This is a genomic window from Halomonas sp. BDJS001 (genome assembly GCF_026104355.1).
In the GTDB taxonomy this organism is placed as follows: Bacteria; Pseudomonadota; Gammaproteobacteria; order Pseudomonadales; family Halomonadaceae; genus Vreelandella.
Genome location: NZ_CP110535.1, coordinates 3,168,556 through 3,191,501, shown reverse-complemented (window position 1 = coordinate 3,191,501; position 22,946 = coordinate 3,168,556). Strand labels below are relative to the sequence as shown.

General features: G+C 52.8%; 19 protein-coding genes and 1 pseudogene. 12 read left to right on the top strand and 8 right to left on the bottom strand.

The window, feature by feature from the left end; all coding sequences use genetic code 11:
• Positions 1-110 precede the first annotated feature (110 nt).
• The 7 genes from OM794_RS14785 (at position 111) to OM794_RS14755 (ending at position 6,720) form a co-directional block, all read left to right on the top strand.
• Positions 111-1,340 (top strand): YbfB/YjiJ family MFS transporter, encoded by a 1,230-nt coding sequence (locus OM794_RS14785; RefSeq protein ID WP_413229644.1) that lies wholly within the window; start codon positions 111-113, stop codon positions 1,338-1,340.
• Positions 1,340-1,942, top strand: coding sequence for a glutathione S-transferase N-terminal domain-containing protein (locus OM794_RS14780; RefSeq protein ID WP_226247090.1), 603 nt, complete (start codon positions 1,340-1,342; stop codon positions 1,940-1,942). The genes OM794_RS14785 and OM794_RS14780 overlap by 1 nt, the downstream gene beginning before the upstream one ends.
• 201 nt (positions 1,943-2,143) lie before the next feature.
• Complete coding sequence (locus OM794_RS14775; protein WP_226247089.1) at positions 2,144-3,586, top strand: amino acid permease; 1,443 nt, start codon at positions 2,144-2,146, stop codon at positions 3,584-3,586.
• Entirely contained in the window at positions 3,583-4,542 is a 960-nt protein-coding gene (gene mmuM / locus OM794_RS14770; RefSeq protein ID WP_226247088.1) for a homocysteine S-methyltransferase, read from the top strand. Before OM794_RS14775 ends, mmuM begins: the two co-directional genes overlap by 4 nt.
• A gap of 864 nt (positions 4,543-5,406) precedes the next feature.
• Positions 5,407-5,685 (top strand): hypothetical protein, encoded by a 279-nt coding sequence (locus OM794_RS14765; protein ID WP_265153847.1) that lies wholly within the window; start codon positions 5,407-5,409, stop codon positions 5,683-5,685.
• 196 nt (positions 5,686-5,881) lie between these two features.
• The gene (locus OM794_RS14760; RefSeq protein WP_265153846.1) at positions 5,882-6,019 is read left to right on the top strand and encodes a hypothetical protein; all 138 of its coding nucleotides are present in this window, start codon (positions 5,882-5,884) and stop codon (positions 6,017-6,019) included.
• Positions 6,016-6,720 carry a hypothetical protein gene (locus OM794_RS14755; RefSeq protein WP_265153845.1) on the top strand — a complete coding sequence of 235 codons (705 nt, stop codon included), beginning with the start codon at positions 6,016-6,018 and terminating at the stop codon, positions 6,718-6,720. The genes OM794_RS14760 and OM794_RS14755 overlap by 4 nt, the downstream gene beginning before the upstream one ends.
• A gap of 728 nt (positions 6,721-7,448) precedes the next feature.
• Here the strand turns inward: OM794_RS14755 and OM794_RS14750 are convergent.
• The 6 genes and pseudogenes from OM794_RS14750 to OM794_RS14725 form a co-directional block, all read right to left on the bottom strand.
• The gene (locus OM794_RS14750; protein ID WP_265153844.1) at positions 7,449-7,997 is read right to left on the bottom strand and encodes a hypothetical protein; all 549 of its coding nucleotides are present in this window, start codon (positions 7,995-7,997) and stop codon (positions 7,449-7,451) included.
• Positions 7,972-8,496 (bottom strand): hypothetical protein, encoded by a 525-nt coding sequence (locus OM794_RS14745; protein WP_265153843.1) that lies wholly within the window; start codon positions 8,494-8,496, stop codon positions 7,972-7,974. Before OM794_RS14745 ends, OM794_RS14750 begins: the two co-directional genes overlap by 26 nt.
• Before the next feature lie 59 nt (positions 8,497-8,555).
• Complete coding sequence (gene dgt / locus OM794_RS14740; protein WP_265154637.1) at positions 8,556-9,332, bottom strand: dGTP triphosphohydrolase; 777 nt, start codon at positions 9,330-9,332, stop codon at positions 8,556-8,558.
• Positions 9,333-9,524: 192 nt separating this feature from the next.
• Positions 9,525-11,814 (bottom strand): annotated as a pseudogene (recD, locus tag OM794_RS14735) (exodeoxyribonuclease V subunit alpha).
• Between the two features lie 32 nt (positions 11,815-11,846).
• Positions 11,847-15,596, bottom strand: a complete 3,750-nt coding sequence (gene recB / locus OM794_RS14730; protein WP_226247083.1) for an exodeoxyribonuclease V subunit beta — start codon at positions 15,594-15,596, stop codon at positions 11,847-11,849.
• Positions 15,597-15,900: 304 nt separating this feature from the next.
• Positions 15,901-16,800, bottom strand: a complete 900-nt coding sequence (locus tag OM794_RS14725) for a LysR family transcriptional regulator (RefSeq protein WP_226247082.1) — start codon at positions 16,798-16,800, stop codon at positions 15,901-15,903.
• Positions 16,801-17,128: 328 nt separating this feature from the next.
• Between OM794_RS14725 and OM794_RS14720 the strand changes: the two genes are divergently transcribed.
• From OM794_RS14720 to OM794_RS14705, 4 genes are all read left to right on the top strand, one after another.
• Positions 17,129-17,377, top strand: a complete 249-nt coding sequence (locus OM794_RS14720) for a hypothetical protein (RefSeq protein ID WP_039859658.1) — start codon at positions 17,129-17,131, stop codon at positions 17,375-17,377.
• Positions 17,370-18,875: a sodium:solute symporter family protein gene (locus tag OM794_RS14715; RefSeq protein ID WP_226247081.1), complete on the top strand. Its 1,506-nt coding sequence runs from the start codon at positions 17,370-17,372 to the stop codon at positions 18,873-18,875. The genes OM794_RS14720 and OM794_RS14715 overlap by 8 nt, the downstream gene beginning before the upstream one ends.
• Positions 18,862-19,797, top strand: a complete 936-nt coding sequence (locus OM794_RS14710; RefSeq protein WP_009287628.1) for a carbon-nitrogen hydrolase family protein — start codon at positions 18,862-18,864, stop codon at positions 19,795-19,797. The genes OM794_RS14715 and OM794_RS14710 overlap by 14 nt, the downstream gene beginning before the upstream one ends.
• Before the next feature lie 87 nt (positions 19,798-19,884).
• Entirely contained in the window at positions 19,885-20,943 is a 1,059-nt protein-coding gene (locus OM794_RS14705) for a phenylacetaldoxime dehydratase family protein (protein WP_226247080.1), read from the top strand.
• A gap of 29 nt (positions 20,944-20,972) precedes the next feature.
• Here the strand turns inward: OM794_RS14705 and OM794_RS14700 are convergent, their stop codons facing one another.
• Entirely contained in the window at positions 20,973-21,281 is a 309-nt protein-coding gene (locus tag OM794_RS14700) for a nucleotidyltransferase domain-containing protein (protein ID WP_226247079.1), read from the bottom strand.
• A gap of 54 nt (positions 21,282-21,335) precedes the next feature.
• On the bottom strand, positions 21,336-21,629 hold the full coding sequence (locus OM794_RS14695) for a nucleotidyltransferase domain-containing protein (protein WP_226247078.1): 294 nt from the start codon (positions 21,627-21,629) through the stop codon (positions 21,336-21,338).
• Positions 21,630-21,749: 120 nt separating this feature from the next.
• Between OM794_RS14695 and pncB the strand changes: the two genes are divergently transcribed.
• Complete coding sequence (gene pncB / locus OM794_RS14690) at positions 21,750-22,931, top strand: nicotinate phosphoribosyltransferase (protein WP_226247077.1); 1,182 nt, start codon at positions 21,750-21,752, stop codon at positions 22,929-22,931.
• Positions 22,932-22,946: the final 15 nt, after the last annotated feature.

Genomic DNA, 22,946 nt, shown 5'->3' with positions numbered 1-22,946 from the left:
TAGCTATCAAAATTAATCGTTTCTAGAAATAGTTCTTCACGCGTAGTCTGGCTGTGTACCAACGCGCTGCCCACCTTGCCTGAATGGCGGCACGAAAAGGACACAAGATGATGAATCGAACACTCACTGCCCAAGACCGACCCGCCCTAATAACCGGGATAATGGCAACCTTGGCGGGAATTGGCATTGCGCGCTTTGCCTATACGCCGCTACTACCCGCGATTATTCAGGAAGGCTGGTTCACTGCCAGCCAAGGCGCCTACCTGGGGGCCGCCAACCTGCTGGGATACTTTGTCGGCGCGCTCTGCGCCCACGCGTTGAGTGAGCGCTTCTCTCCCCGCTTAGTCATCGGCGCAAGCTTCGCGGCTATCGCCCTCAGCTTTATGCTTTGCGCTGGGGCGGGCGGTTTCACCTGGTTCTTCTTCTGGCGACTGGTATCCGGTATTGCCGGGGCCATTTTAATGGTGGTTGGCCCCTCGCTGGCGCTGGCGGCCACGCCTCCTGAAAGGCGAGCCAGCGTTGGTGCCATGGTGTTTACCGGTATTGGTCTCGGCGCGCTGCTTTCGGCATCCATTGTGCCCATGCTTCTTGAATTAAGCCTAACGGTCACCTGGGGGACGCTGGGGTTGCTTTGCATTGCGGCGGGTCTTTTAGGTGACTGGGGAGTTAACCACTTATCCGTAGCTTCACCTTCGGCAGCTAGCCCGTCGGCCAATAGCCAAAAGGGCGTTGCGGGAGTCAAGCTAGTGGTGTGGCTGGTCATCGGCGCCTATGCCCTGGACGCGGTCGGGTTTGTGCCCCATACCGTGTTCTGGGTGGATTATCTTGCCAGGGAAAACGCCCTGGGTAACCACGCCGCTTCCCTACAGTGGGGCATCTTCGGTTTGGGGGCCGTGTGTGGGCCGCTAATGGTGGGCGTCCTAGTGCAGCGTGTGGGTTGGCATCGCGGCTTGGCGATCGCTTTTGTGGCGAAGGCCGCCGCTGTCTTGCTGCCGGTGTTCTCGCTAGCACTGCTCAGCCAATCCGCCTCCTCCTTTATTGTGGGGGCGATGATCCCCGGTATTGTCGCACTCACCTCCGGGCGCATTGCTGAATTAGTAGGCCCGACCGCACACAAGAAGCTATGGGGGCAGGCAACCGCTGCTTTTGCGGCTGCCCAGGCGCTGGCGGGATATGCCATGTCTGCGCTTTATGGTGCCTGGGAGACCTACGCGCCACTGTTTGCCATTAGCGGCATTATGCTCGCAGCAGGCTTTTTGTTGGTGCTGCTTAGCCGTGGTGTACAGCAACGCCACGCGCACTTTACTCAGCAATCTACATCACATCCTGGGAGGCAATAATGGAACTCTACCTAAACGCTACATCACCCTATGCGCGCCTGGCGCGAATCGTTTTACTGGAAAAAGGCCTAGCGGAAAGCGTCACGCTGAAGTGGTGCGACCCTTGGGCAGACGATGCCGATCTATTAGAAGCCAATCCCGCCGGGCGTATTCCGGCGCTGGTAACGGAGGAGGGCACCGCGCTAAGTGAATCAATACTGATTGCCGTTTATCTGGATGGCGTTAGCCCTAACAAGCCGATGATCCCCACGGCTGGTTTAGGTGAGGTGCTGCACCTGACCGGGGTGGGTCAAAACCTGATGGATGCCGCGTTCAACACCGTGATTGCCAGAAAGCATTACGGCAAAGAGATTGATGCTAGCGAGCTGGGCCAACGGCGTTCGCGAGCCATGCAGCGGCTACTGAAACAGTTGGACGGTGAGCTTGGCGAAGAACAACAGAGCTTAACTATCAACCTGGGCCACATCGCCACCGCAGTGGCGCTGGATTATCTAGCCTTCAGGCTGCCAGAGGTGAACTGGAAAAAAGACTACCCGCAGCTTCTGGCATGGCACGCTAGCGTGACAGCACGTGCAAGCTTTGAGCAGACTGCATTCAGTTAGTATCGCTGATTGGCACCAACGATTTTCTAAATTGACACTTCCCGCGCTTATCACTCATGCCAGGTTGTATATTCAAAATAAGAATATTAAAAATCTCTTTTATGCTTTTTAGTAAATTAAGTATGCACTAAAATGGCGCCCTTTCTGAGCCAGGCCGCTGGGCGATTGCCGCCGCGTTAGGCCAACGATAGGGATGTCACCATGAGTGAGCCAGCAAGTGATCAAGAGGGGGCGCACTTCAAGCGCAGCATGCAGACGCGCCATTTGGTGATGCTCTCCTTGGGGGGCGTGATTGGCACCGGGCTGTTTTTGAGTTCCGGTTATACCGTGCAGCAGGCCGGGCCTATTGGGGCAGTGCTGGCCTATCTGGTGGGTGGCATTGTTGCTTGGCTGGTGATGATGTGCCTGGGCGAGCTGGCGGTGCATATGCCCAATTCAGGCGCCTTCAGCGCCCATGCCAGCCGCTATATCGGCCCCGGCACCGGCTATATGGTGGCCTGGATGTACTGGCTCACCTGGACGGTGGCGCTAGGTTCAGAGTTCACCGCAGCGGCGGTCTTTATGGGGCGCTGGTTTCCCGACATCCCCGGCTGGTACTGGAGCGGCTTGTTTGCAGCGATTGTCTTTGGTGTTAATGCGTTTACCTCGCGCTTCTTTGCCGAGTCTGAATTCTGGCTTTCACTGATCAAAGTGATTGCGGTGGTGGTGTTTGTGCTGGTGGGCGCCGTGGCGATTATTGGCTGGGTACCGCTGCATGATGCCGCTGGCGCAGAGGTCGCCTCACCGGGGCTATCGGCACTGTGGGGAGAGGGCGCCATGCCGCCCAACCTGATGGCCATTGGTACCGCCTTACTGGCAGTGATGTTTGCCTTTTCCGGCACCGAACTGATTGGCATTGCCGCCGGAGAAACGGTGGATCCGGCCCGCAATGTGCCCAAGGCGATCCGCGCGACCCTGTGGCGATTGATCCTGTTTTTCGTCGGCACCATCGTCGTGATTGCGGCGCTGTTACCCCAGGATCAAGCCGGGCTCAGTCAAAGCCCCTTTGTGGCCGTATTCCAGCGCCTTGGCGTGCCGGGCGCAGCCGATATCATGAATTTCGTGATCATTACCGCGCTGCTTTCGGCGGCCAATTCAGGGCTTTATGCCTCGTCGCGCATGCTATGGACGCTCGCTGACCAAGGCACCTTGCCCAAGTCGCTTGGCCGCCTCAACAAGCGTGGCATTCCGATGAATGCGCTCTTACTCAGCATGGTCGGTGGCCTGGGCGCGCTGTTCTCCAGCGTTTATGCCCCTGAAACCGTCTATTTGGTGCTGGTCTCGATTTCCGGTTTGGCTGTGGTGGTGGTCTGGATGGCGATTGCGCTTAGCCAGTTTAACTTCCGGCGCCACTACCTGCGTGAAGGCGGGCAACTGAAGGATCTGGTTTATCGCACGCCGTTCTACCCCTGGGTGCCGATTATTGCGTTTGCAGCCTGTCTGGCCGCGTGCATTGGCATTGCCTTCGACCCGCATCAACGCGTGGCGCTCTATTTCGGTGTGCCTTTCATTGGCCTGTGCTACCTGGTGCACTTCGTGCGCCACCGTTCGGCCTCCCAACGTTCTGAGCATTCGCCCAACGCCGTTGAGGAAAAGACCGCATGAGTGAGTTAAATCCGATCAAAGCCCTGTTGGCCGACGTACCCTTTATGGTTATCGACGGTGCCTTGGCCACCGAACTGGAAGCGCTCGGCTGCGACCTCAATGACGCCCTATGGTCGGCGCGCTTGTTGGCGCAAGCCCCGGAGAAGATTCGTCAGGTGCATCAAGCCTACTTTGAAGCCGGTGCCGATTGTGCGATTACCGCCAGCTATCAGGCCACGGTGCCGGGTTTTACGCAGGCGGGAATGACGGCAGAAGAGGCGCGGGCGTTGATTCAGCTATCGGTCACGCTGGCGCAGCAAGCGCGGGATACGGTCTGGCAGCCGGGCCAAACCGATCGCCCCAAACCGCTGGTGGCCGCATCCGTCGGCCCTTATGGCGCGTATCTGGCGGATGGCAGTGAGTACCGGGGTGGCTATGATCTGGATCGCGCCGGGCTGGTTGAGTTTCACCGTGAGCGTTTTGAACTCTTGCTGGCCGCGGGGGCGGATCTACTGGCCGCTGAAACTTTGCCCTCATTGGAAGAAGCGCTGGCGATCACCGATTTGCTGGCTGAGCACTCAGGCTCCCAGGCCTGGATAACCTTCTCGGCGGAGGATGGCCAACACATCAGCGATGGCACGCCAATTGAGGAGTGCGCGGCTGCCCTGGCCAACTGCCCAGGCGTGGCGGCGATCGGTGTGAACTGCACGGCCTTGGCCCACATTGAATCGCTGATTCAGGCGATACGGCGTCAGTGCGATCTGCCTATATTGGTCTACCCCAACTCTGGGGAAGTGTACGACGCGGTAACCAAAACCTGGCACCCGGCTCTGTGTGATCATACCGATGCGGATATTTCCGGGCTGGCTCAAGGGGTAGAACAATGGCTGGCAGCAGGTGCGTCAGGCATTGGCGGATGCTGCCGGACGACACCGGAGGATATTCAGGCTCTGGCCCAGTGGCGGCGGTCGCGCTAGCTGGGTGAGTAATAGGTATGAACTAGCAAGTAGCGCCGCTTTCGCCGCTACCCAGGCGATGGTGATCAATTAAAGGCCATCCCCGTCGGACGTATTCCCGCGCTGATAACGGAGGAGGGCACCACGCTAAGCGAATCAATGCTGATTGCCGTTTAGATAGCGTAAGCCCCAACCCGCCCATGCCTGCCAGCAGCCAACGTGGGGAATGTGCTGCACCTGGCGGGGCTGGGCCAAAACCTGATGGATGGCGCTTTCACGACCGTGATTGCCAGAAAGCATTATGGCCTAGCTGGGCCAGCGGCTATTAAAACAACTGAGCAGTGAGCTTGGCGCTAAACAGCTGCACGCCCGACCATCAACCTGGGAGGAAATCGCTATTGCGGTCGCGCTTGATTATTTAGCCTTCAGGCTGCAAGAGGTGAACTGGGGATAAGCGTACCCACAGCTTCAAGCATGGCACATTGGTGTGACTGCACGTGTAAGTTTACAGGAGACTGGGTTCGCTTAGCAGAGCCCACGCCAATACCATTGCTGCCTTCATTGCCTCGCTACCGTGGGGCGTTCTCCCTAGCCAATTCTGATATGCAAAGAAGCACAGAGCTCTGCACGTGCTGCTTAGCTATAGTCTAAAGTGTCAAGAAGTAAACATGGGTTTCAGCGGACTTAACTGCTAATCTGAAATGACTAGAGCGAAAAACCGTCGCAGGGACAATCTAAATGCAAAAAACTCATGTACTGAGCTTTACTGCGTTAGTTAGCGCGTGCAGGTTGATGCGTAAAATTCTTTAAACGTAAGGTTTATGACACAAGATCAAAGTGTTTAATTGAATTTAATTTTTTATGAAAATTGAGGGAGAACTTTTAATGTCTGATAGTGTGAACGAGTCATTAGAAAATATTGCTAATAAAGATATTCAAAGCTCGCATTTAATATCAATTAGTAGATTTAATAAGAGAAGCAATAAGACAACAAGGTTAATTGGCAACGAAAGTGTTGAAAACTATGTTAAAGGCCAGCATCGAGAGTATAAGTTTTTACTGGAAGAACCGTTTTTTATCCAGTCTATTCGTGTAGAGACTGAGGGCTATCTTAATTATAAGACAGCTGACTTTTTTGGAATAGTCTTTCTGGGGCTAGTGTAAAAAAAGAAGTCAAAAAAATTCTAACGAAGTTTTTGTAGTAAGAGTTAATGATTTTGTAAAAGATTTTTGTTTTAAACCAAGTAGGCAGTATAGTGGAGAGACTTTAATAAAAAAAGTAACGGTTTACGGGTTAAGCGCTTTTGAGTTTGAACGTGCGCTTTCTGATGCTGGTGATTTAGATGCATATCGTGATGAATTGTTATTAGCTGCTCAGGAAAAAGTAGATGAGTTTAATGAGCTTAATGAAAAGGTAAAGGTGTTAGATTTAAAAGAAGATGAGCTAAATGATAAAGTTGTTTTATTAGAAGAGGAGAATGAAAAAAAGAGGCTTTGATTGCTAGCCTGGAGAAAAAGCAAGCTGAAATTAATTCGGATATAAATCGACGAAATGCGGAAGAGAGTGAGGTGAAATTAAGAGTTGCGAAACTTGATGATGATATTGATAAGAAAAATAAGCAAAGAGAGTCTTTAAATCAAGAGATTGTAAATAAAGAACGAGAGCTGAAAAATTTGCAAAATGATGTGAACTTGTTCCCAACAGAAATAAGTGGGTTTGTTTCTCAAGGGGCTCGAAATATTTCAAGGTATACAGTTCTTGCATCCTTACCGATTTTTATACTTGCATATGTTACTTTCTATGTTTTTAATAGTGCAGCAGACTTCTTGCAAGCATACAGTTTGGTTACAACTGATAACATGATTGCAGTTTTTCTCTCTCGCCTTCCATTTGCAATGGTAGCTCTTGGTATTGTAGGCGCATCTTACAAAATAGCGAAACTATTTATAAGTGAGATCATCAAAATAAATACTCAAAGATTGAGCCTTTCTAAAATAAGTATTATTGCGAAAGATGTGTCTGAGGCTTCAGAACAAGGTCTTGATATGGATGAAGAGCAACGCTATAGTTTGCGTACAAAACTAAAAATGGAACTTTTGCGGTCTCATCTCAAAAGTTATGTAGAAGATGAATACTATAATACAGTTCCACTTAAGAAAAAAACTGTTGAATCAAAAGAAGATATTGAAGTGGAATAATAAATTTATTTATATTTCTAGAGATGCCTATTAATTTTATTTGATAATGCTTTGTGCCTTATATAAAAAAATTTTTATTTCTTTTTTCTGTATTATTATTGTTTCTAATAATTAATGTATTACGGTCAATGGCTTTCCTTGGATATCGCCAGTTTTTTTATGTTCTTTCTCTAGTTTTTAATATTTAGTCTGGATTTTTTTAAAATCAAGTTTCTTAGATGATTTGTTATCATGACCCTCGGTAATCCTCCCACTATTAGAGGGCTTCAAAAGTGGAGTTTGAGCGCTAAGTCCTAAAATAAATGTCTAAATCGTCTCTAGTGAAGACGATGATTAGATAACAGCAGAAATAAATACATGGATGGCGATAACATTACAACTACACTTGTCACCGCAGTTCACCTGATTAATTTTAGCCCGTTGAATATGCTTAAAAGACGACAAAGTATTGAGAATCTCATCGGTATAACAGTGCTAATTAAAATGAATTTTACTGTTAGCTAAATGGGAGGTCATACTGCGCGGGCTTTTTATCATATATAGGAAATGGAAATAGATCGTTTTCAAACTCAATAGCTCTTTCTATGATTTTTTTGAGAAGCTATACGGTGCGCCGCCTTGTAATAGTTCATTGACTATTTCTGATTGGCTGTATTCTTGTGTAACTTTCGAAACTAAAATTGAAAGTGATTGGTCGCAATATTTAACATTGTTTCTATATATTGAAGTTAATATTTTTTTAGTAATTTTAAGTTGGATGGAGAAGTCGGATTAACTACTTTAAGGTATCCGCTTTTAATATCATTAATATAGTTGTCTCCGCAGATTAGCTTTTTGTCTTTAATGTCGTACATTATTGCTTCATAATTAGTTTGCGTAGTTTTAAGGAGCGATATTGGGCTTTCATAAACTATTGCCCCAGTCTTAAAAGACCAAGTTTCTTCTAGGGGCCAAATATCAATAATCCAACGATTGAATGTTATACGATAACCTCCAAATTTATTTTTTATAGATAGTTCTTTTAGTTCTCTTTCTTGAATAATTCCTGTGTACACAATATCAATATCTGATTTGAAATTATTTAAACCATGAATGGCTATATCTCTTATAACCCCACCAAAAATATAGGGTCTTCCGTGAGGGAATAAGAGATTTATAAAACGCATTAAAGGTTTTTGAGTTGGCGTAAAAGAATCACAAAAATATACCATTCTCTTTTGTAATGATTCTAGACTATCAACAACGCTATATTTATCTTGAGCTGATGTGGTTTTCATAAAGAGGTATGATTTCGTCATGCATTCTGATTAAAAAGTTTTCTGTCATTCCAGAAATGTAGTCAGTCATTAGCTGATAGCGATAATAATCTAATTCTTGATCTCTTTTGTTCTCTTTGCATTTTTTAAATGCTCGTTTGAATTCTCTTAGATAGTTTTTTGAAATTAAGGATATGATATATTTCTGATAGTGATTTTGGCCTTTTAAGTTTTCATCAATGTTTTCAAAACCTAACCATAGAGCATCCATTAGCTTTTTTATATAATTACCACCAGTTAGTTCCAGTTTTAGTACTTCTTTGTTGTTGAATCCATAGTGAGCTGTGAATTTTTTCAAGCACTTGAGCTCATTTTTATGTTTAAAATTATCCGAGATTTCATAGTAGCTAGGCTCGTTTTGTTTTTTCCACTCCAGAGAGTCATTTATGAAGTCTTCATTGAATTTATTGGTGGCTTCTGAGAGAAGCTTGTTTATGACTATGGAGCGGAATATCTCCATAGATACTTCTCTAGTTGTATCACTTGTTAGTTTTTCTTCGCTCCTGCTGTTGAAGTCGACTATTTTTTCATCGATAGTTTTATATATGCTTTCAAAAAATCTTTATCTATACTGCTGTCACTGCTAATCCAGTTTTTTAAGTCATTAAATGATGCGTAACCCTTCTTGATAGTGTCTTCCACATCTATAGTGGCATAAGCGATATCGTCACAAATTTCCATTATAAAAGTAAGAGGGTGACGCTGGTGGTTGTTTAGTCCAGTATGTTTCCAAATATCTTCAGCGATTTCTTTTTCTGAATAAAAGATCCCTGCTTTTTTGTAAGGGCCTAAGTTATTGTTAAGTGAGGGGTACTTTATTATTGTAGCTAAAGTGGCATAAGTGAGATCCATGCCATAATCACCATCAGCAGCATGTAATCGGGTGACTAAGCGGAACGTTTGAGCATTTCCATCAAAGTGAATAAAGTCACTATAGATTGAAGGTGTAGATGTTTCATTTTTGTATTTGTCAGCTAAGTGCTTTTTAAACCAAACTCTTATTGCCTCTTCTCCTTGATGACCAAAAGGAGGGTTGCCTAGGTCATGAACAAGGCCTGAGGTTGCTAAGAGAGATGGGATGTCACGCAATAATCTTTTATCGTTTACGTCAGATTGGTTAAAAAAACCATTGCAACATAAAGACACTCCAGCGCCTCTAGCTAAATTCGATACTTCATGAGAGTGAGTTAAGCGTGTTCTAACAGTATCATTTTCATCCAGGGGAAAAACTTGAGTTTTATTTGATAAGCGTCTTACAGGCGCCGAGAATACAATTCTATCATAATCTCTTTCAATTTCCGTTCTGTCTACTTTATCGACACTGACTTTTTTTAGAGTTTTATCAGGATTTTTTCTTCTGTTTGAAGATAGTAATTTCTCCCAGTCAAGAATATTGGTATTTGATATGTCTTTTTTTGAGCTTTAAAGAATCGCATTATTTTCATCGTTAACTCGTTCTACTGTTAAATATATGCTTAACATATAACGCTAGCATAGTTTTTGTAAACCACTAACCCTCATAACCTCCCTAGCCACCGCATCATTCAATATCCCGCGCTTGGCTTCGATTAGCGTGAGCCAATCACGGGCGCGGGTGATGCCGGTATAGACCAGTTCACGGGTGAGAATCGGGTTGGGTGTTTGCGGTAGCAGTAGGGCGGTGTGCTGAAACTCCGAGCCTTGGGATTTGTGTACTGTCATCGCGAACACGGTTTCTACCGCGTGTAGGCGGGAAGGCAGCACCCAGTGAATGGGGTTTTCCGGGTCGCTGGTCGGAAAGGCGACTCTTAATAATGACCTACCGGGAGAGCGTGGATCAGGCACCGCCATTGTGATGCCGATATCGCCGTTCATCAGTTTTAGGCCGTAGTCGTTTTGGATGACCAGCACCGGGCGGCCTTCGAACCAGCCTTTCTCTAACGTGTGGTCGTTGCCAAACAGCAGCTTTTCGCGGCGCAACGTTTTGGCGATGCGCAGGTTTAATCCTTCTACCCCCAGGGGCCTTTGCGTAGCGCGCACAGCAGCTGAAAGCGGCTGTAGGCGTTGAGTACTTGCTTCGCCCAGGTATCGTAAATCTCACCGTTCTCTTCAAATGCCAAGGTGGTATCAGGCCGTTCACTCGCCAGGGTATTCAGGTAGTGCTGGTAGCCGGTGGGCGGTGCAATTGGCTCGCCCTTGAAATTGGTGCGGCCTTCGCCTGCGTTGGGAAAACTTTGCGGGCTGCCGGTGATTACCAGGCGCTCTAGGGCGCTGTCTTCGTTTTGTGCATCTGGCTTTAACACTAAGTGGTGCAGGTCGGCGTAGCCGTTATTCAGTACTCCATGCACGGCTTGGTGTTTATCCCGTTCCCGCATTGCCTCACTTAGCGGCTGGTTAATCGCTTGGGCGAGCTGGCCGATACCGCTTTGAGCATTAAAACGGTGGCTTACCCGCAGCATGGTAATGGCTTGATCCAGCGGTTGGCCGTCCGGGTCGATTAATGCCTCTGGCAGCGGGTGGTCGGTGAGTTCGGCTAGCCACTGCGCCGTGGCGGGTGTGTAGTGGGCCGCGTCGGCGCGGCGGCATAGGTCGCCCAGCACGGCGCCTGCCTCTACGGATGCCAACTGGTCTTTATCCCCCAGCAGCACCAGCTTGGCGCTGCTGGGCAGGGCGCTGAGCAGCGCCGTCATCATTTCGATATCCACCATTGAGGCTTCATCTACCACCAGCACATCCAGCGCTAGCGGGTTGGCGGCGTTGTGGCGGAAGTGGCGGGTGTCTGCTCTGGCACCTAACAGTCTGTGAAGTGTGTTGACTTCTGTGGGGATAGTGGCTTGAAGCAGCTCTGTGGCTTTTTCTTCGTCGATGTGTCGAACCAAAGCTGAAGCTGCCTCCCACAATGATATTAGCCCTCTGAAAGGTAACTGGCTCACTTGCCCGGCGATGGATTCATTTAGCCGTGCGGCGGCTTTGCCGGTGGGAGCGGCCAGGCGAATGCGCAGCGGGTGGGCGTTGGGCTGGGCCAGTTGCAGGGTTTGCAGCAGTGCAAGCAGGCGCACCACGGTGGTGGTTTTACCGGTGCCGGGGCCGCCGGTGATGATTGCAAACGGGCTGCGGGCAGCGAGCGCGCAGGCGTTTTTTGCCAATCCAGCCTATCGCTAGCGGGGAATAATGTTTCTAACGCGCTTTTGAGTAGCGGCCTATCCGCCGAACTGTTTAACGGGCTATCCACACTAACCCGGTGGGCGATTTCCTGGTGCAGCGTTTGCTCGAACTGCCAGTAGCGGCGCAGGTAGAGTTTGCTGGTATTACCGCTGTGGCTTACCACCAGCGGCGTATTGCCGGGGCCGTCGCTGATCAGTGTGGGGTGGTTGAGCGCGGCTTGCCACTCTGGCAGCGTTAGCGTGGCCAGCACATGGCTGGGCAGCGGCGGCGGGTCGTTCAGGTCGTCGCCTTCCGGCGGCAGCGAAAGCGCAAAATCCGGCGCTTCCAGCGTAGCGGCTATATCCAGGCACACATGGCCTCGGCCAAGCTGGTGGCTGGCCAGCGCCGCGCCTAGCAACAGCAGCGGCGGGGCGTTTTGGGTTTCGCGGTCGAGAAAGCGCACCAGGGCCAGATCCAAATCCCGCAGCCAGCCACGGGAAACCCAGCGCTCACACAGCAGGAATAGCGCGGCGGTATCGCTTAGCGCGGGGTGCGGCTGAGCGGCACTGGTGGTGGATTCTGTCGGTGGTGTTACCGATGCGGTTGAATCAGGTGCAGCGGCCGGGGCGTCATCGTAGAACAGGTCAAGATTCATGGACTCGTTCTTGGAGGCCGTGTCTCGCTTACTCATACCAGTGCCTCCTGGTTGCTTGCTGCTGACGCTGTTGCTGAGCCTGTAAAGAGTGCATCCAGCGCTTCGATCAGCGCGACCGGCGCAGGCACGGCGTGTACCCCACGGGCGGTGGTGCGGCTGCCGCGCAGAAATACCGTCATCGAGCCGCCCAGGTGCTGGTGTGGGTCGTAGTCGGGCAGGCGCGCTTTCAGCAGCCGGTGAAGGGCGAGCATATACAGCGCCGCTTGCATGTCGTAGCGCTTTTCGAGCATGGCGTTGCGCAGGGCGTCAGCGGTGTAGGCGCTGTCGTCGCTGCCCAGGTAGTTGGATTTCCAGTCGAGCACATAGAAGCGGCCTTCATGCTCAAAGGCGAGGTCGATAAAGCCCTTGAGCATGCCGTTGAGGGTGTCAGCATCCAATACGGGGCGCGATACCCCTGGCAGTAAGTGGTCACTGACCAGCTCATCCAGCTTGCGCGTTTGTACCTGGTGCGCGGCAAACCAGAACTCCAGTTCCACCTGATAGCTTTCGAGTTCGCATAGCGCCACTTGGCTGCCTTCGCTGGGATGTGACAGCGAAAGAGGCAGGGGAAGCGGTGTGGCGAGCAGTTCTTCCAGCCAGCCCGCCAGGGTGTCGTGCCATGCTTGCCAGCCGCGCAACTGCACGCGCCGCCGCAGCATGTCTTCCCGGGCGTCGGGGTCTTCTAGCGCTTTGTTAAAGCCTAGCTGGCCCGCCCACTCTAAAAGCCCGTGCAGAAAGGTGCCGGGGCCTGGGCCACGCGGAAACCGGTGCAGGTGAAACGCTTCGGTGTTGATGGCGTTGTCGTGGGGTTCATCCAGCACTTCCAGGGTGGTGGCCTCCTGGGGCGTGGTGGGTTCCGGCGTGGGCGTTGGCAACGCCGCGCCTGGAATCGATTCTGAGACGGCGCCTGATGTACGCAGCGCCGAGTAGCTGGCGATCCACCATTGTTCACGGGCGGGGCGCAGCGGCGTGCGGGCGTGGCCCAGCGCCTGCTGTTCCGGTGCCGGGGTGAAGCGCAGCGCGGTGGGTTCCGGGGCGGGGCTTAGTGCGATATCGCTGCCTTTCACTAGCTCGCCTAGCGCTTGGGTAAACCCGCTGGGGGCGATGGCTTTGCCGCCGTTGATCAGGTGACCGATGGCGCTATTCTCGCTGCCTTTTAGCGGCGCCAGCCCCAGCCAGGTGGCGTGGCGGGCACGGGTGAGCGCCACGTAGAGCTTGCGCAGGTCTTCGCCCAGGCGTTCACGGTCGGCGGTGGTAAGCGTGGCTTCATCGGCGCTTAGGCTGAGTTGCAGCGTGCCGTCGCTATCGTGCCAGCGCAGCGGCAGGTCGGTGTCGCTCACCGGGCGGTGGTTGGCGATAAACGGCAGGAACACCAGCGGGTACTCCAGCCCCTTGGATTTGTGAATGGTCACGACCTTGACCAGATCTGCGTCGCTTTCCAGGCGCAGCTTGTGGCTGTCGCCGTGGCTATCCGGGTCGGCGATGGCTTCGGCCAGAAAGCGAATCAGCGCGTGTTCGCCATCCAGTTCCTGGCTGGCATGCTGCAGCATTTCACCCAGGTGGAGCAGGTCGGTTAGCAAACGCTCACCCTCGGCAAACTCGCCCAACAGCCGTGCGGCGATATCAAAATCAACCATCAAACGGCGCACCAGCGGCAGCACGCCTTGGCGCTGCCATAGGCGGTGGTAGTCGCTGAACTGCTCGACCCGCGCTTCCCAGGCCAGCTCGCTCTGGTTGAGGTGGTCGAGTGCTTCAAGGCTCAGCCCCAGTACTGATGTTGCCAGGGCGGCGCGCAGCTTGGCTTCCGCCTGGCGGGAGTTGGCCTGGGGCTCGGCGCAGGCGCGCAGCCAAATGGCTAGCTGCGGGGCAATGGGGGAGCTGAACACCTTGTCGTGATCGGAAAGGTAGACGCTCTTGATGCCCCTGCTGGCCAGCGCCAGACGAATCGCCCGCGCTTCCTGCAGGCCGTTGACTAGCACGGCCATGTCCGAGGGGGCCAGCGGAGTGAGTCCGTTATCGTGGCTGTCATTAGCCACTTTCGCAAAGCCCGCCTGCTGTTGGCGGCCTGCTTCCAGTAGCGCGGCCATATGCGAGGCACAGCGCTCGGCCATCTCGGTTTGGTAGGCGGTTTTGGAGAGCGGTTCTTCGCTTTCAAGCGGCCATAGCGTCATCGCGGGTAGCGGTTTGCCGTTGAGTACCAGGGTGTCAGCGGTGCCTTTGGCGTTGACGGGGTTAAACGGCAGTGGGTTGTCGCCACCTTCTGCGCGGAAAAGAAAGGCCCCGGCATCGTGCTGGTCGGCGTAGCTGAAGCAGTGGTTGACCGCTGCCACCATGGCTTGGCTGGAACGGAAGTTGGTGCCCAGCGTGACGTGGCGGCCCTCAGTATGCTGGCGGGCCTGCAGGTAAGTGAAGATATCCGCGCCGCGGAAGGCGTAGATCGCCTGCTTGGGGTCGCCAATCAGCAGGATGGCGCTATCGCGGCGGGGCGTTGCGACGTCATACACGGCGTTGAAGATGCGGTACTGGATCGGGTCGGTATCCTGGAACTCGTCGATCAGTGCCACGGGGAACTGGCGCTGGATCTGCGCGGCCAGGGCTTCTTTGTTGGGGCCTTTCAGGGCGCGATCCAGATGGGTGAGCAGGTCGTTGGGGCCCATCTCGGCGCGGCGTTCCTGTTCGCGCTCCAGTCGGGCGCGGCACCATTGTACGGCGTGAATCAACAGGTCGTTGCGTGGCTCGGGTAGGGCATCCAGCGCTTTCGGTAGTTGTGCCAGCGCTTCCCAGGCTTGCGGGCAGGGCGGTGCGCCCTCTTTCCAGATATCGGCCATGCCGTCGGGGGTCATGCGTTTCCAGGCGGCGTCGGTGAGCGCCGGGCGGTCGGCATCGCTTTCGCACCACTCGCGCAGTGCGCCTAGCCAGTTGGCGCGGCTTTTGGCGTTGAAGCTTTGGCCCTTGAAGGCTTTGCGCGTGGCGGCCTCTTCCAGGGCGGGCACTAGTTCGTCCAGCCAGGCGGCCCAGGGGGCTTTGAGCTCGTTGAGCTGGGCGGCGCGTTCGGCCTGGGTGGCGGCCAGGGTCTTGCTGGGTTCGGGCTTTGCGCCGCCAAGCGCTTCGCTTTCGGGCAGTAGCCTTTGCAGCGGGGCGTGCAGGTCGTCCGGTGATTTCCAGTAGCGGGTGACAATGCCGAGGGCGTCGCTGTCCAGCGGGTAGTAGAAGCTGCGCCAGTAGTCGCGCACCACTTCCTGCTCCAGTTCGCGCTGGTCGTTTTCCAGGTTGAGGGAGAACAGGCTGCCGCTGTCGAAGGCGTGTTCGCGCAGCATGCGGTAGCACCAGCTGTGGATGGTGGAAACCGCGGCTTCGTCCATCCATTCGGCGGCCAGCGCCAGGCGCCGGGAGCAGGCGGGCCAGGTGGCAGGGGCGTATTGGTCGCGGAGTTGGAGGAGTAGTGGATCTGCCCCTCCTTCTACGTCCTCAGCTCGAAACACTTCTGCTGCTTCTACCAACCGGTTGCGGATGCGTTCGCGTAGCTCTTGGGTGGCGGCGTTGGTGAAGGTGACGACCAGAATTTCCGGCGGCGTAAGCGGGCGGATAAACGCGGTGTCGTCATCAACGCTGTGGCCACCGAGCACCAACCGCACGTAGAGCAGGGCGATGGTGAAGGTTTTACCGGTGCCCGCGCTTGCCTCTATCAGTCGGCTGCCGTGGAGCGGGAGGCTCAGGGGGTCAAGAGATGTGATAGAAGGCATGGCGGTATCCCGAGCAGTATTCACTGGTCAGCACGGCAGGGCGCTGTAGGACGAGGCTTGTCCAATGCTTATTTGAACACGAGAAGGTAGCTGGGTAGAAGTCGGGCTTTTCTGGAAGTCGTTACTATGACTTTTTCAGGCTACCTGTATTCAATCAATAAATACACATCATTGTTTACAGTTATTGAATAGGTTCTGGTTCTTAATTTAAAAAGTGCATTTTAACCAGTGTGCTTGAGTAGAGATATAAAGCTGGCGTGGCTTAGTCATTGAGACCGCCGTCTTTTATATATTTTATTTGTCGTTATAAAGGCGGCGTAATGGGGCGTTCCCGTAAGCTATTGATGATCGCCTCGGCTGCTTTAGTCAATATACGTCCCCTGCGAACACAGAGGATCGTCGTCGCAGAGGGGAGCTCGTTTTCTGCGATATCGACAATGGCCATGGTTTGGTGCTTCTCTTCATGGCTCACCGCGTAGTCGGGTAATATGGTGAGGTTACCGGTCTGCATGACGTGTACCTTGATCAACTCGATGTGGTCGAGTTCGAAGCCAATCCTGGCGGTAAGATCCAGCCTTAACAGGGAGGTATCAAGCGCTCGCCGAGTATGAAACGTTGGATCGAGCATTGTAAGTTCGTAAGAGGTTAAGTCTTTCAGGTTCAACGTACTATGCTTGGCCAATGGGTGTTGGTGAGGCATGGCCGCCTTGAATTGGGTCGTGAATTTTTCAACGATACCGATATCAGGATAGAAGTCATCTTGCATGGTAATTCCGAAATCCACCTGATCATTTTCAAGGGCCTGGTAGACGGCCTCTGCCCCTGAAATACGCCCTTTGAATTCGACGAGTGGATGGGCTTTTTGAAACTCTGCAATGGCAGGGAACAGCCAGGCCCTGGCAACGCCTTCGATAGTGGCATACCTCACCGTGCCTGCCGTCAATCCGTGTATATCGGCTATTTTGGCTCTTGCCAGCTCCATTTCACGCATGGTGCGCTGCATGTGGAGCGCCAGAACCCTGCCTTCTTCCGTAAGCAGCATCCCATCCGCGCAGCGATCGAACAGCGTTGTCTGGAAGCTGTGCTCAAGGTTCTGTATTTGGCGACTAATGGCCGAAGCGCTGACATGAAGGGAGAGTGACGCCTGGCGTATCGACCCCGTTTCCGCGACAGCCAAAAAGTACTTGAACATTGAAATTTGCATGTTGGTTCCCTGTTTTTTAATTAAAACAATAATGTAGATAGGTGTTCACTTTTCGGCAACGAGTCGTGCTAACAATAGCGTTTTTCTCATACCCTGGCCCTTCCTATCCTCTACCTTACTGCAATGCAGTACTTGGGTATCTCTTGATAGCGACAATCGTGAGCTCAGTAAGCTATGTGAAGGCTTGTATAAATATGTGTCTGTAAACAGGTCTGTAAATATAGCTTAAGGAAATTCGAGACGCTTGCTCAACACGGTTTGTTATAAAACTAACAAGTAAAGCTAAAAAGAGATGTTGGCTTTGGCTCTACGCTTAAAGGTGACTTAAATGTTGACAGGAATGAATCGGAAGTTGTTCTGGTTAGTGCTTATATTGGCACTTATCGGAAGCTGGCTTCCCTACTTTAATATTCTCAATGAACTGGTGTGGGTAGGCCCACTATCTCTGCCTCTGGCCTGGGTATTGACCTGTAATATAGTGCTGACACTTTGTGCCATTGCACTTTATCCACTCTACTTCAAGCCACTCTCTGAACGTATTGATGCATTTGAACGTAAGGAGGGCGGGCATGAATAGCACCGCTGTCACTATCATCATACTGATCGCGTTCATCGCTATCTTTGTCGTGATATCGCTGCGTGCCCGGCAGCATAATGCGTCGACCATTGACGATTACGTCGTGGGTGGGCGCTCCATGAATACCGCGCTGCTGCTGATGTCCATGGGAGCGACTTACTTTTCTACCTGGACGCTGCTGGGTTCATTCGGTGTCTATTATCGGGAAGGGATCTGGTTCGCGGGTTTTACCACTTGGGCGATCATTCAGGGCAGTGTGTTTATTTGGCTGTTTGGCACGCGCATTTGGTATATCGGTAAACGCTTTAACTTCATTACTCCTGGGCAAATGGTAGAGCACTACTACTCGAGCCCCACGCTTCGTTTGCTGTTTTCCATTGTCGGTATCATCGCTTTGGTTCCGGTGATGCTGATTCAGGTAACGGGCAGTGCCCGTGCCCTGGAAAGCCTGACCGGCGGTGCTATCCCCTATGCCGTTGGGGTTATCGTGACCTCGGTGGTGGTCGGCTTTATCGTGCTCTGGGCGGGTTTCAGGGGCACCGCATGGGCGGATGCCTTTATGGGGACATTCTTTGCCACGGTACTGGTGTTCACGGCGGTCTTCATCATCGGTAAAGCGGGCGGCTGGTCGTTCCTGCAGAACGTGGCCGAAGTCGAGCCACAGCTATTGACGAATAAAGGCAATCCGGTGGCCATGCTGGAGTTATGGGTCGGGCTGAGTTTTGGCGCCTGGGCGTTGCCCCACATGTGGCAGAAGTTCTACTCGGCGCATTCAGCGAAAGTGTTGGGCAAGGTGGCCATGTTCACCCCTTTCTGGAACTCCTGGATGATGGCCTGCATTCCGCTGGTGATAGGCCTTTCTGCCAACATTCCTGGGCTGGTGCCAGGGGCGGCAGACAATAGCGATGCGATTCTGCCCCTGATCTTTGCTGAATATGCACCCATTCTCGGCTCCTTTGTGGTCGCCGGTATCCTTGCCGCTGCCATTTCTACCATCAACAGCCAATTGCTCTCTTCGGCAAGCCTGGTGGCTGAGGATGTATGGCGCAGGTTCTTCGATAAAGAGATGAGTGAAAAGCGTTTGCGGCTGGTCAATAAGGTGGTCATTGGGCTGATCACCAGCATTGTTCTGGTGCTTGCCCTTAGCCCTTCCGGGGCTGGCTACTTGGTGCCCGTCGCCTCCCTGGGCTTCAGCCTTGGCTTGCAGCTGGTACCCACCGCGCTGGGGATGCTCTATTTCCGCTGGATTACTCCCGCTGGGGCGTTAACCGGGATGGTGGCGGGCGTCATCACACTGTTCGTGAGTGCTGCTACCGATTTCACGCTGTTCTTTGGCCCGGGTATCAGCGCGATCATCGTCAATGGCCTGTTGGTGGCCGTTGTTAGTCGCTTTACCCAGGCTGCGCCAGTGAATGGCGACAATGACTACCATGCGCTGTTCGCTCAGCTCTATGGCAAGCAACCTACGCAAAAGGTAACTGCTCATGCAATCAACTAAAAAAGTCGCCGTCGTTCAGGCGGGATCCCATCCCTTTGACCCTATGTTGACCGCTGAAAAGGGGGCAAGGTTAATCAGTGAAGCTGCCGCCAAAAAGGCAACGGTGGTGGTTTTTCCAGAAGCTTTTTTGGGGGGCTACCCTAAGGGTGCAAGCTTCGGTAGTCCGGTAGGCAAACGAACCGAGGAGGGACGTGATGAGTTTCTGCGCTACTACCGAAGCGCCATCGACCTTGATGGGCCGGAGCTGACCCTGATTACCGATGCAGCTCAGGCACATAACGTCTTCGTGGTCATGGGGGTGATTGAGCGTACGGCCTATACCCTCTACTGCACGGTACTGTATATAGATCCTGAGCAGGGCTTGGTGGGCAAACATCGCAAACTGATGCCTACTGGCGGTGAGCGTATCATCTGGGGGTTTGGCGATGGCTCGACGCTGCCGGTTTTCAAGACCGGTGCAGGTACGGTGGGTGCGGTGATTTGCTGGGAAAACTATATGCCCATGATGCGCTCGGCCATGTATGGCAAGGGGGTCGATGTATACTGCGCGCCCACCGCTGATGACCGTGATACGTGGCTGGCCAGCATGCAGCATATCGCTCTTGAAGGACGTTGCTATGTGTTAAGCGCCTGCCAGTATCTGACTAGGGGCGATTTTCCCGACGATTATGACTGCCTGCTGGCACCGGCGAGTGAGCCGGAAACGATACTGATGCGAGGCGCGAGCATGATCGTAAGTCCCATGGGAGAAGTTCTTGCCGGCCCGCTGTTTAACGAGGAGGGCATCCTCTATGCCGAGGTCTCCCAGGACGTCATCGTACGCAGCAAGCTCGATTTCGACCCGGTCGGACACTATGCCCGCCCGGATGTATTCAGCCTGCATGTGGATACAGAAGCGAAGTCGCCGGTAAGAAGTGACTGATCACGTTTAAGCTTGCTGTGAAATCAACTCATCCGATGGCTGTTTCATGCTCCACTGGATCAGCCATCGTTGAGATGGAGTATTGCCATGACTTTTCATATCGACTACCCCCGAGTGGTACCCGAGCGGCGGCCACCCGGTCATGAGCCGGCGGCCCCCCGCTATACATTGCGCTGGACACGGCCGGTCAATCGACTCTGCTGTGTCTATTTTGGCATCCAGGGGCGCGAGCTTGCCTGGGATGACCAGGCGGCGTTTTTCAGCCGTATCAGAGACTCCTTTGTTATCGACTCCGCGGCAGAAGCCCACGAAACGCTGCGCTTTACCGATGAAGCGGGCTACACCAATGCGGTGCTGGTCGCTTACTGGACCGATCCTTCGGTCTATATGGAGTGGTTGCGGGATGCTGCGTTTATCCAGTGGCTGGCACAGCCACAGCGCACTGACGATACGTTCGGCTATTGGCGGGAGACCATCCACGTCCACTATGACCGTCATGAAACGATCTACTCAGAAGGTAATTATCTAATAGGGTTGGGGCGTTGTCCTGACACCAAGGTGGTTCCCATGACTACCAACGGCTATTTTGGCGCTGCCCGTGACCGCTTTCCGGTCTCTGCGGTGGATCCACTCTCGAGCACCTTTAAGGTGAAGATGCCTGCTCCGGGTAGCAAAACGACACTTGGGCGACGTTTGTTTGCTCAAGTGCCTCATAACCTGACCTCGATTCGATCCGGTCAGTATTGGGGGGAGGCGAAGCAGGAACAGTTTGACGACTACGAGGAGTCATTACGCCCCAAATTGATGGAAGGTATGCAGTACTTGCTCGACCATAAGGAGGAAACGGGCACGCTCTGCTTGAGGGTCATGTCAAACCTTGATGATAATGGTGACGAGCGTTACGAAACCTCGGTACATGCTTACTTTGCTTCTTTGGAGGAGATGGAAAGCTGGGCCAGTTCACATCCTACCCATAAAGCCATTTATGACCATGCCATCGCGAAGAATAGGGAGTATGGCAAAAAGCGTGAAGTGGTGACCTGGCATGAAGTCTTCCTGTTAACCGAGGGCGTGCCATTTGAGTACATCAACTGCCACCCTGAAACTGGCATATTGCCATTTTGCACGCTTTATGAGCGTTGTTAATATATTGCTGGTTTTAAGAACGTCCTGACTCATGCCGCTTCCTCACTTTCAACCGGGCTCGACTGTGCCAAGGCGATTGCTTGGAAGGGTGTGGGTTCAGCCGTCGAGTCATAGGTCACGATATCTACAGGCAGTTGGAGGCGTTGTTCGAGTGCCATTTTGAGTTCGGCGCTGGCAAGCAGCGGAATCGTTGTCTGGGAGATCAACAGTAGCTCCACATCGCCGCCTCGCTTTGCATCATCAAGACGCGGGCCAAACACATGAACATTGACATCTGTGCCCATGAATTCGTGCACGCCTGAAAGAATGGCGGCGCGCTGTGCTTGGGTAAGACGCATGAAGACAGCTCCTGCTTGTTAAAGTCTAGTCCTGACTGAATGAGTCTCGGCTACTTAATCAATAGGCAGAGCTTCAGCTAAGGCTTTCTCCTGGAGCGGGCTTGGTTCATCGGACGGATCATAGGTTATAATGTTAACCGGCAGCTTAAGATACTCTTCCAATATGCCTTTAAGTTCGTCGCAAGAAAGTTCGGAGATCTCTGTCTTGGAGGTCAACAATAGATCCACACTGCCGCCTAGCTTGGTATCATCAAGTCGTGAACCGAAGACAAGAACTTCCACATCAGCATCAATATACTCTTCCACCCCGGAGAGAATGATCGCGCGATGTGTTTGAGTAATACGCATGAAGTCAGCTCCTTAACTGTATGACAGCCCCGCCACCTGATAATCTTATTGCCGAGCCACTTTAGGTGCATTTTAGTTTACGCTACCGGCGGCTTCGGTTCACTCTAACGATGGGATCTCATGCTGACATCGCTGCTGGATAATGACTTTTATAAGATCACGATGCAGAACGCCGTGATCAAACGCTTTCCGTATGCCCATGCGCGCTACGCCTTTATCAATCGTGGCGAGCATGCTTTTCCTGAAGGCTTTGGCGCCGAACTTCGCCGCGAAGTCGATAAGATGGCATCGCTGCGATTGAGCGATGGCGAGAAGCGCTATCTCGAAATCACGTGCCCTTATCTCGACCCGACGTATCTCGATTTCCTTGCCGGGTTTCATTACAACCCCAGCGAAGTGATCGTCGAGCAGCAGGGCAGTGAACTTTCGGTGATCATTGAAGGGCCCTGGTACCGCACTATTCTGTGGGAAGTGCCGCTGATGGCGTTGATCAGCGAGCTGTGGTATCGGCTGCGTGGCGTAACGATCACACCTGACGCCGATGCGAAGATTGAGCAGCGTGCCAAGGAGAAGATCGAACTCTATCGCCGCTTGGGGCTGAAAATTGCTGAGTTTGGCACCCGGCGGCGCTTCTCTTCTGACGTTCACGACCGGGTGGTTGGCGCGCTTAGCCACCACGGCGGCGAGGCGTTTAGTGGTACCAGCAATGTGCTGATGGCCATGCGCCACGGCGTCAAGCCGATCGGCACCCACGCCCACGAGTGGTTTATGTTCCACGGTGCCCGCTTCGGTTTCAAAATGGCCAATAGCCTGGCGCTGGAACATTGGGTGGATGTGTATCGCGGTGATCTGGGGATCGCCTTAACGGATACCTTTACCTCACGGGCCTTTTACGACAGCTTCGATAAGAAGTTTGCCAAGCTGTTCGATGGCGTTCGCCATGATAGCGGTGACCCTATCGAGTTTGCCTCCCAGACCATAGAGCACTATGAGCGCCTGGGGATTAACCCGCTGAGCAAGACGATTATCTTCTCCGATGCGCTAACACCGGAGAAGGTCGAGCGGATCCAGGCTTTTTGCCAGGATCGTATCGGTATGGCGTTCGGTATCGGCACCAACTTCACCAACGATGTGGGCGCTGAACCGATGAATATGGTGATCAAGATGGTCGAGGCGCGCCCCGAAGGGCAGGGCTGGCTGCCGGTGATCAAGCTTTCCGACGTGGCGGAAAAGAACACCGGCGACCCGGAAATGATCGCGCTGGCGAAGCGGGTATTGTCGCTGAATGGGCAGATTATTTAGCCAAAGGCTGGTTGC

Excerpts from the sequence above, each read along its gene's own strand:
- OM794_RS14785 (WP_413229644.1), top strand. The coding sequence starts at position 111 with ATGAATCGAACACTCACTGCCCAAGACCGACCCGCCCTAATAACCGGG.
- OM794_RS14780 (WP_226247090.1), top strand. The coding sequence starts at position 1,340 with ATGGAACTCTACCTAAACGCTACATCACCCTATGCGCGCCTGGCGCGA.
- OM794_RS14775 (WP_226247089.1), top strand. The coding sequence starts at position 2,144 with ATGAGTGAGCCAGCAAGTGATCAAGAGGGGGCGCACTTCAAGCGCAGC.
- mmuM (WP_226247088.1), top strand. The coding sequence starts at position 3,583 with ATGAGTGAGTTAAATCCGATCAAAGCCCTGTTGGCCGACGTACCCTTT.
- OM794_RS14765 (WP_265153847.1), top strand. The coding sequence starts at position 5,407 with ATGTCTGATAGTGTGAACGAGTCATTAGAAAATATTGCTAATAAAGAT.
- OM794_RS14750 (WP_265153844.1), bottom strand. The coding sequence starts at position 7,997 with ATGAAAACCACATCAGCTCAAGATAAATATAGCGTTGTTGATAGTCTA.
- OM794_RS14745 (WP_265153843.1), bottom strand. The coding sequence starts at position 8,496 with ATGGAGATATTCCGCTCCATAGTCATAAACAAGCTTCTCTCAGAAGCC.
- recB (WP_226247083.1), bottom strand. The coding sequence starts at position 15,596 with ATGCCTTCTATCACATCTCTTGACCCCCTGAGCCTCCCGCTCCACGGC.
- OM794_RS14725 (WP_226247082.1), bottom strand. The coding sequence starts at position 16,800 with ATGCAAATTTCAATGTTCAAGTACTTTTTGGCTGTCGCGGAAACGGGG.
- OM794_RS14720 (WP_039859658.1), top strand. The coding sequence starts at position 17,129 with ATGTTGACAGGAATGAATCGGAAGTTGTTCTGGTTAGTGCTTATATTG.
- OM794_RS14715 (WP_226247081.1), top strand. The coding sequence starts at position 17,370 with ATGAATAGCACCGCTGTCACTATCATCATACTGATCGCGTTCATCGCT.
- OM794_RS14710 (WP_009287628.1), top strand. The coding sequence starts at position 18,862 with ATGCAATCAACTAAAAAAGTCGCCGTCGTTCAGGCGGGATCCCATCCC.
- OM794_RS14705 (WP_226247080.1), top strand. The coding sequence starts at position 19,885 with ATGACTTTTCATATCGACTACCCCCGAGTGGTACCCGAGCGGCGGCCA.
- OM794_RS14700 (WP_226247079.1), bottom strand. The coding sequence starts at position 21,281 with ATGCGTCTTACCCAAGCACAGCGCGCCGCCATTCTTTCAGGCGTGCAC.
- OM794_RS14695 (WP_226247078.1), bottom strand. The coding sequence starts at position 21,629 with ATGCGTATTACTCAAACACATCGCGCGATCATTCTCTCCGGGGTGGAA.
- pncB (WP_226247077.1), top strand. The coding sequence starts at position 21,750 with ATGCTGACATCGCTGCTGGATAATGACTTTTATAAGATCACGATGCAG.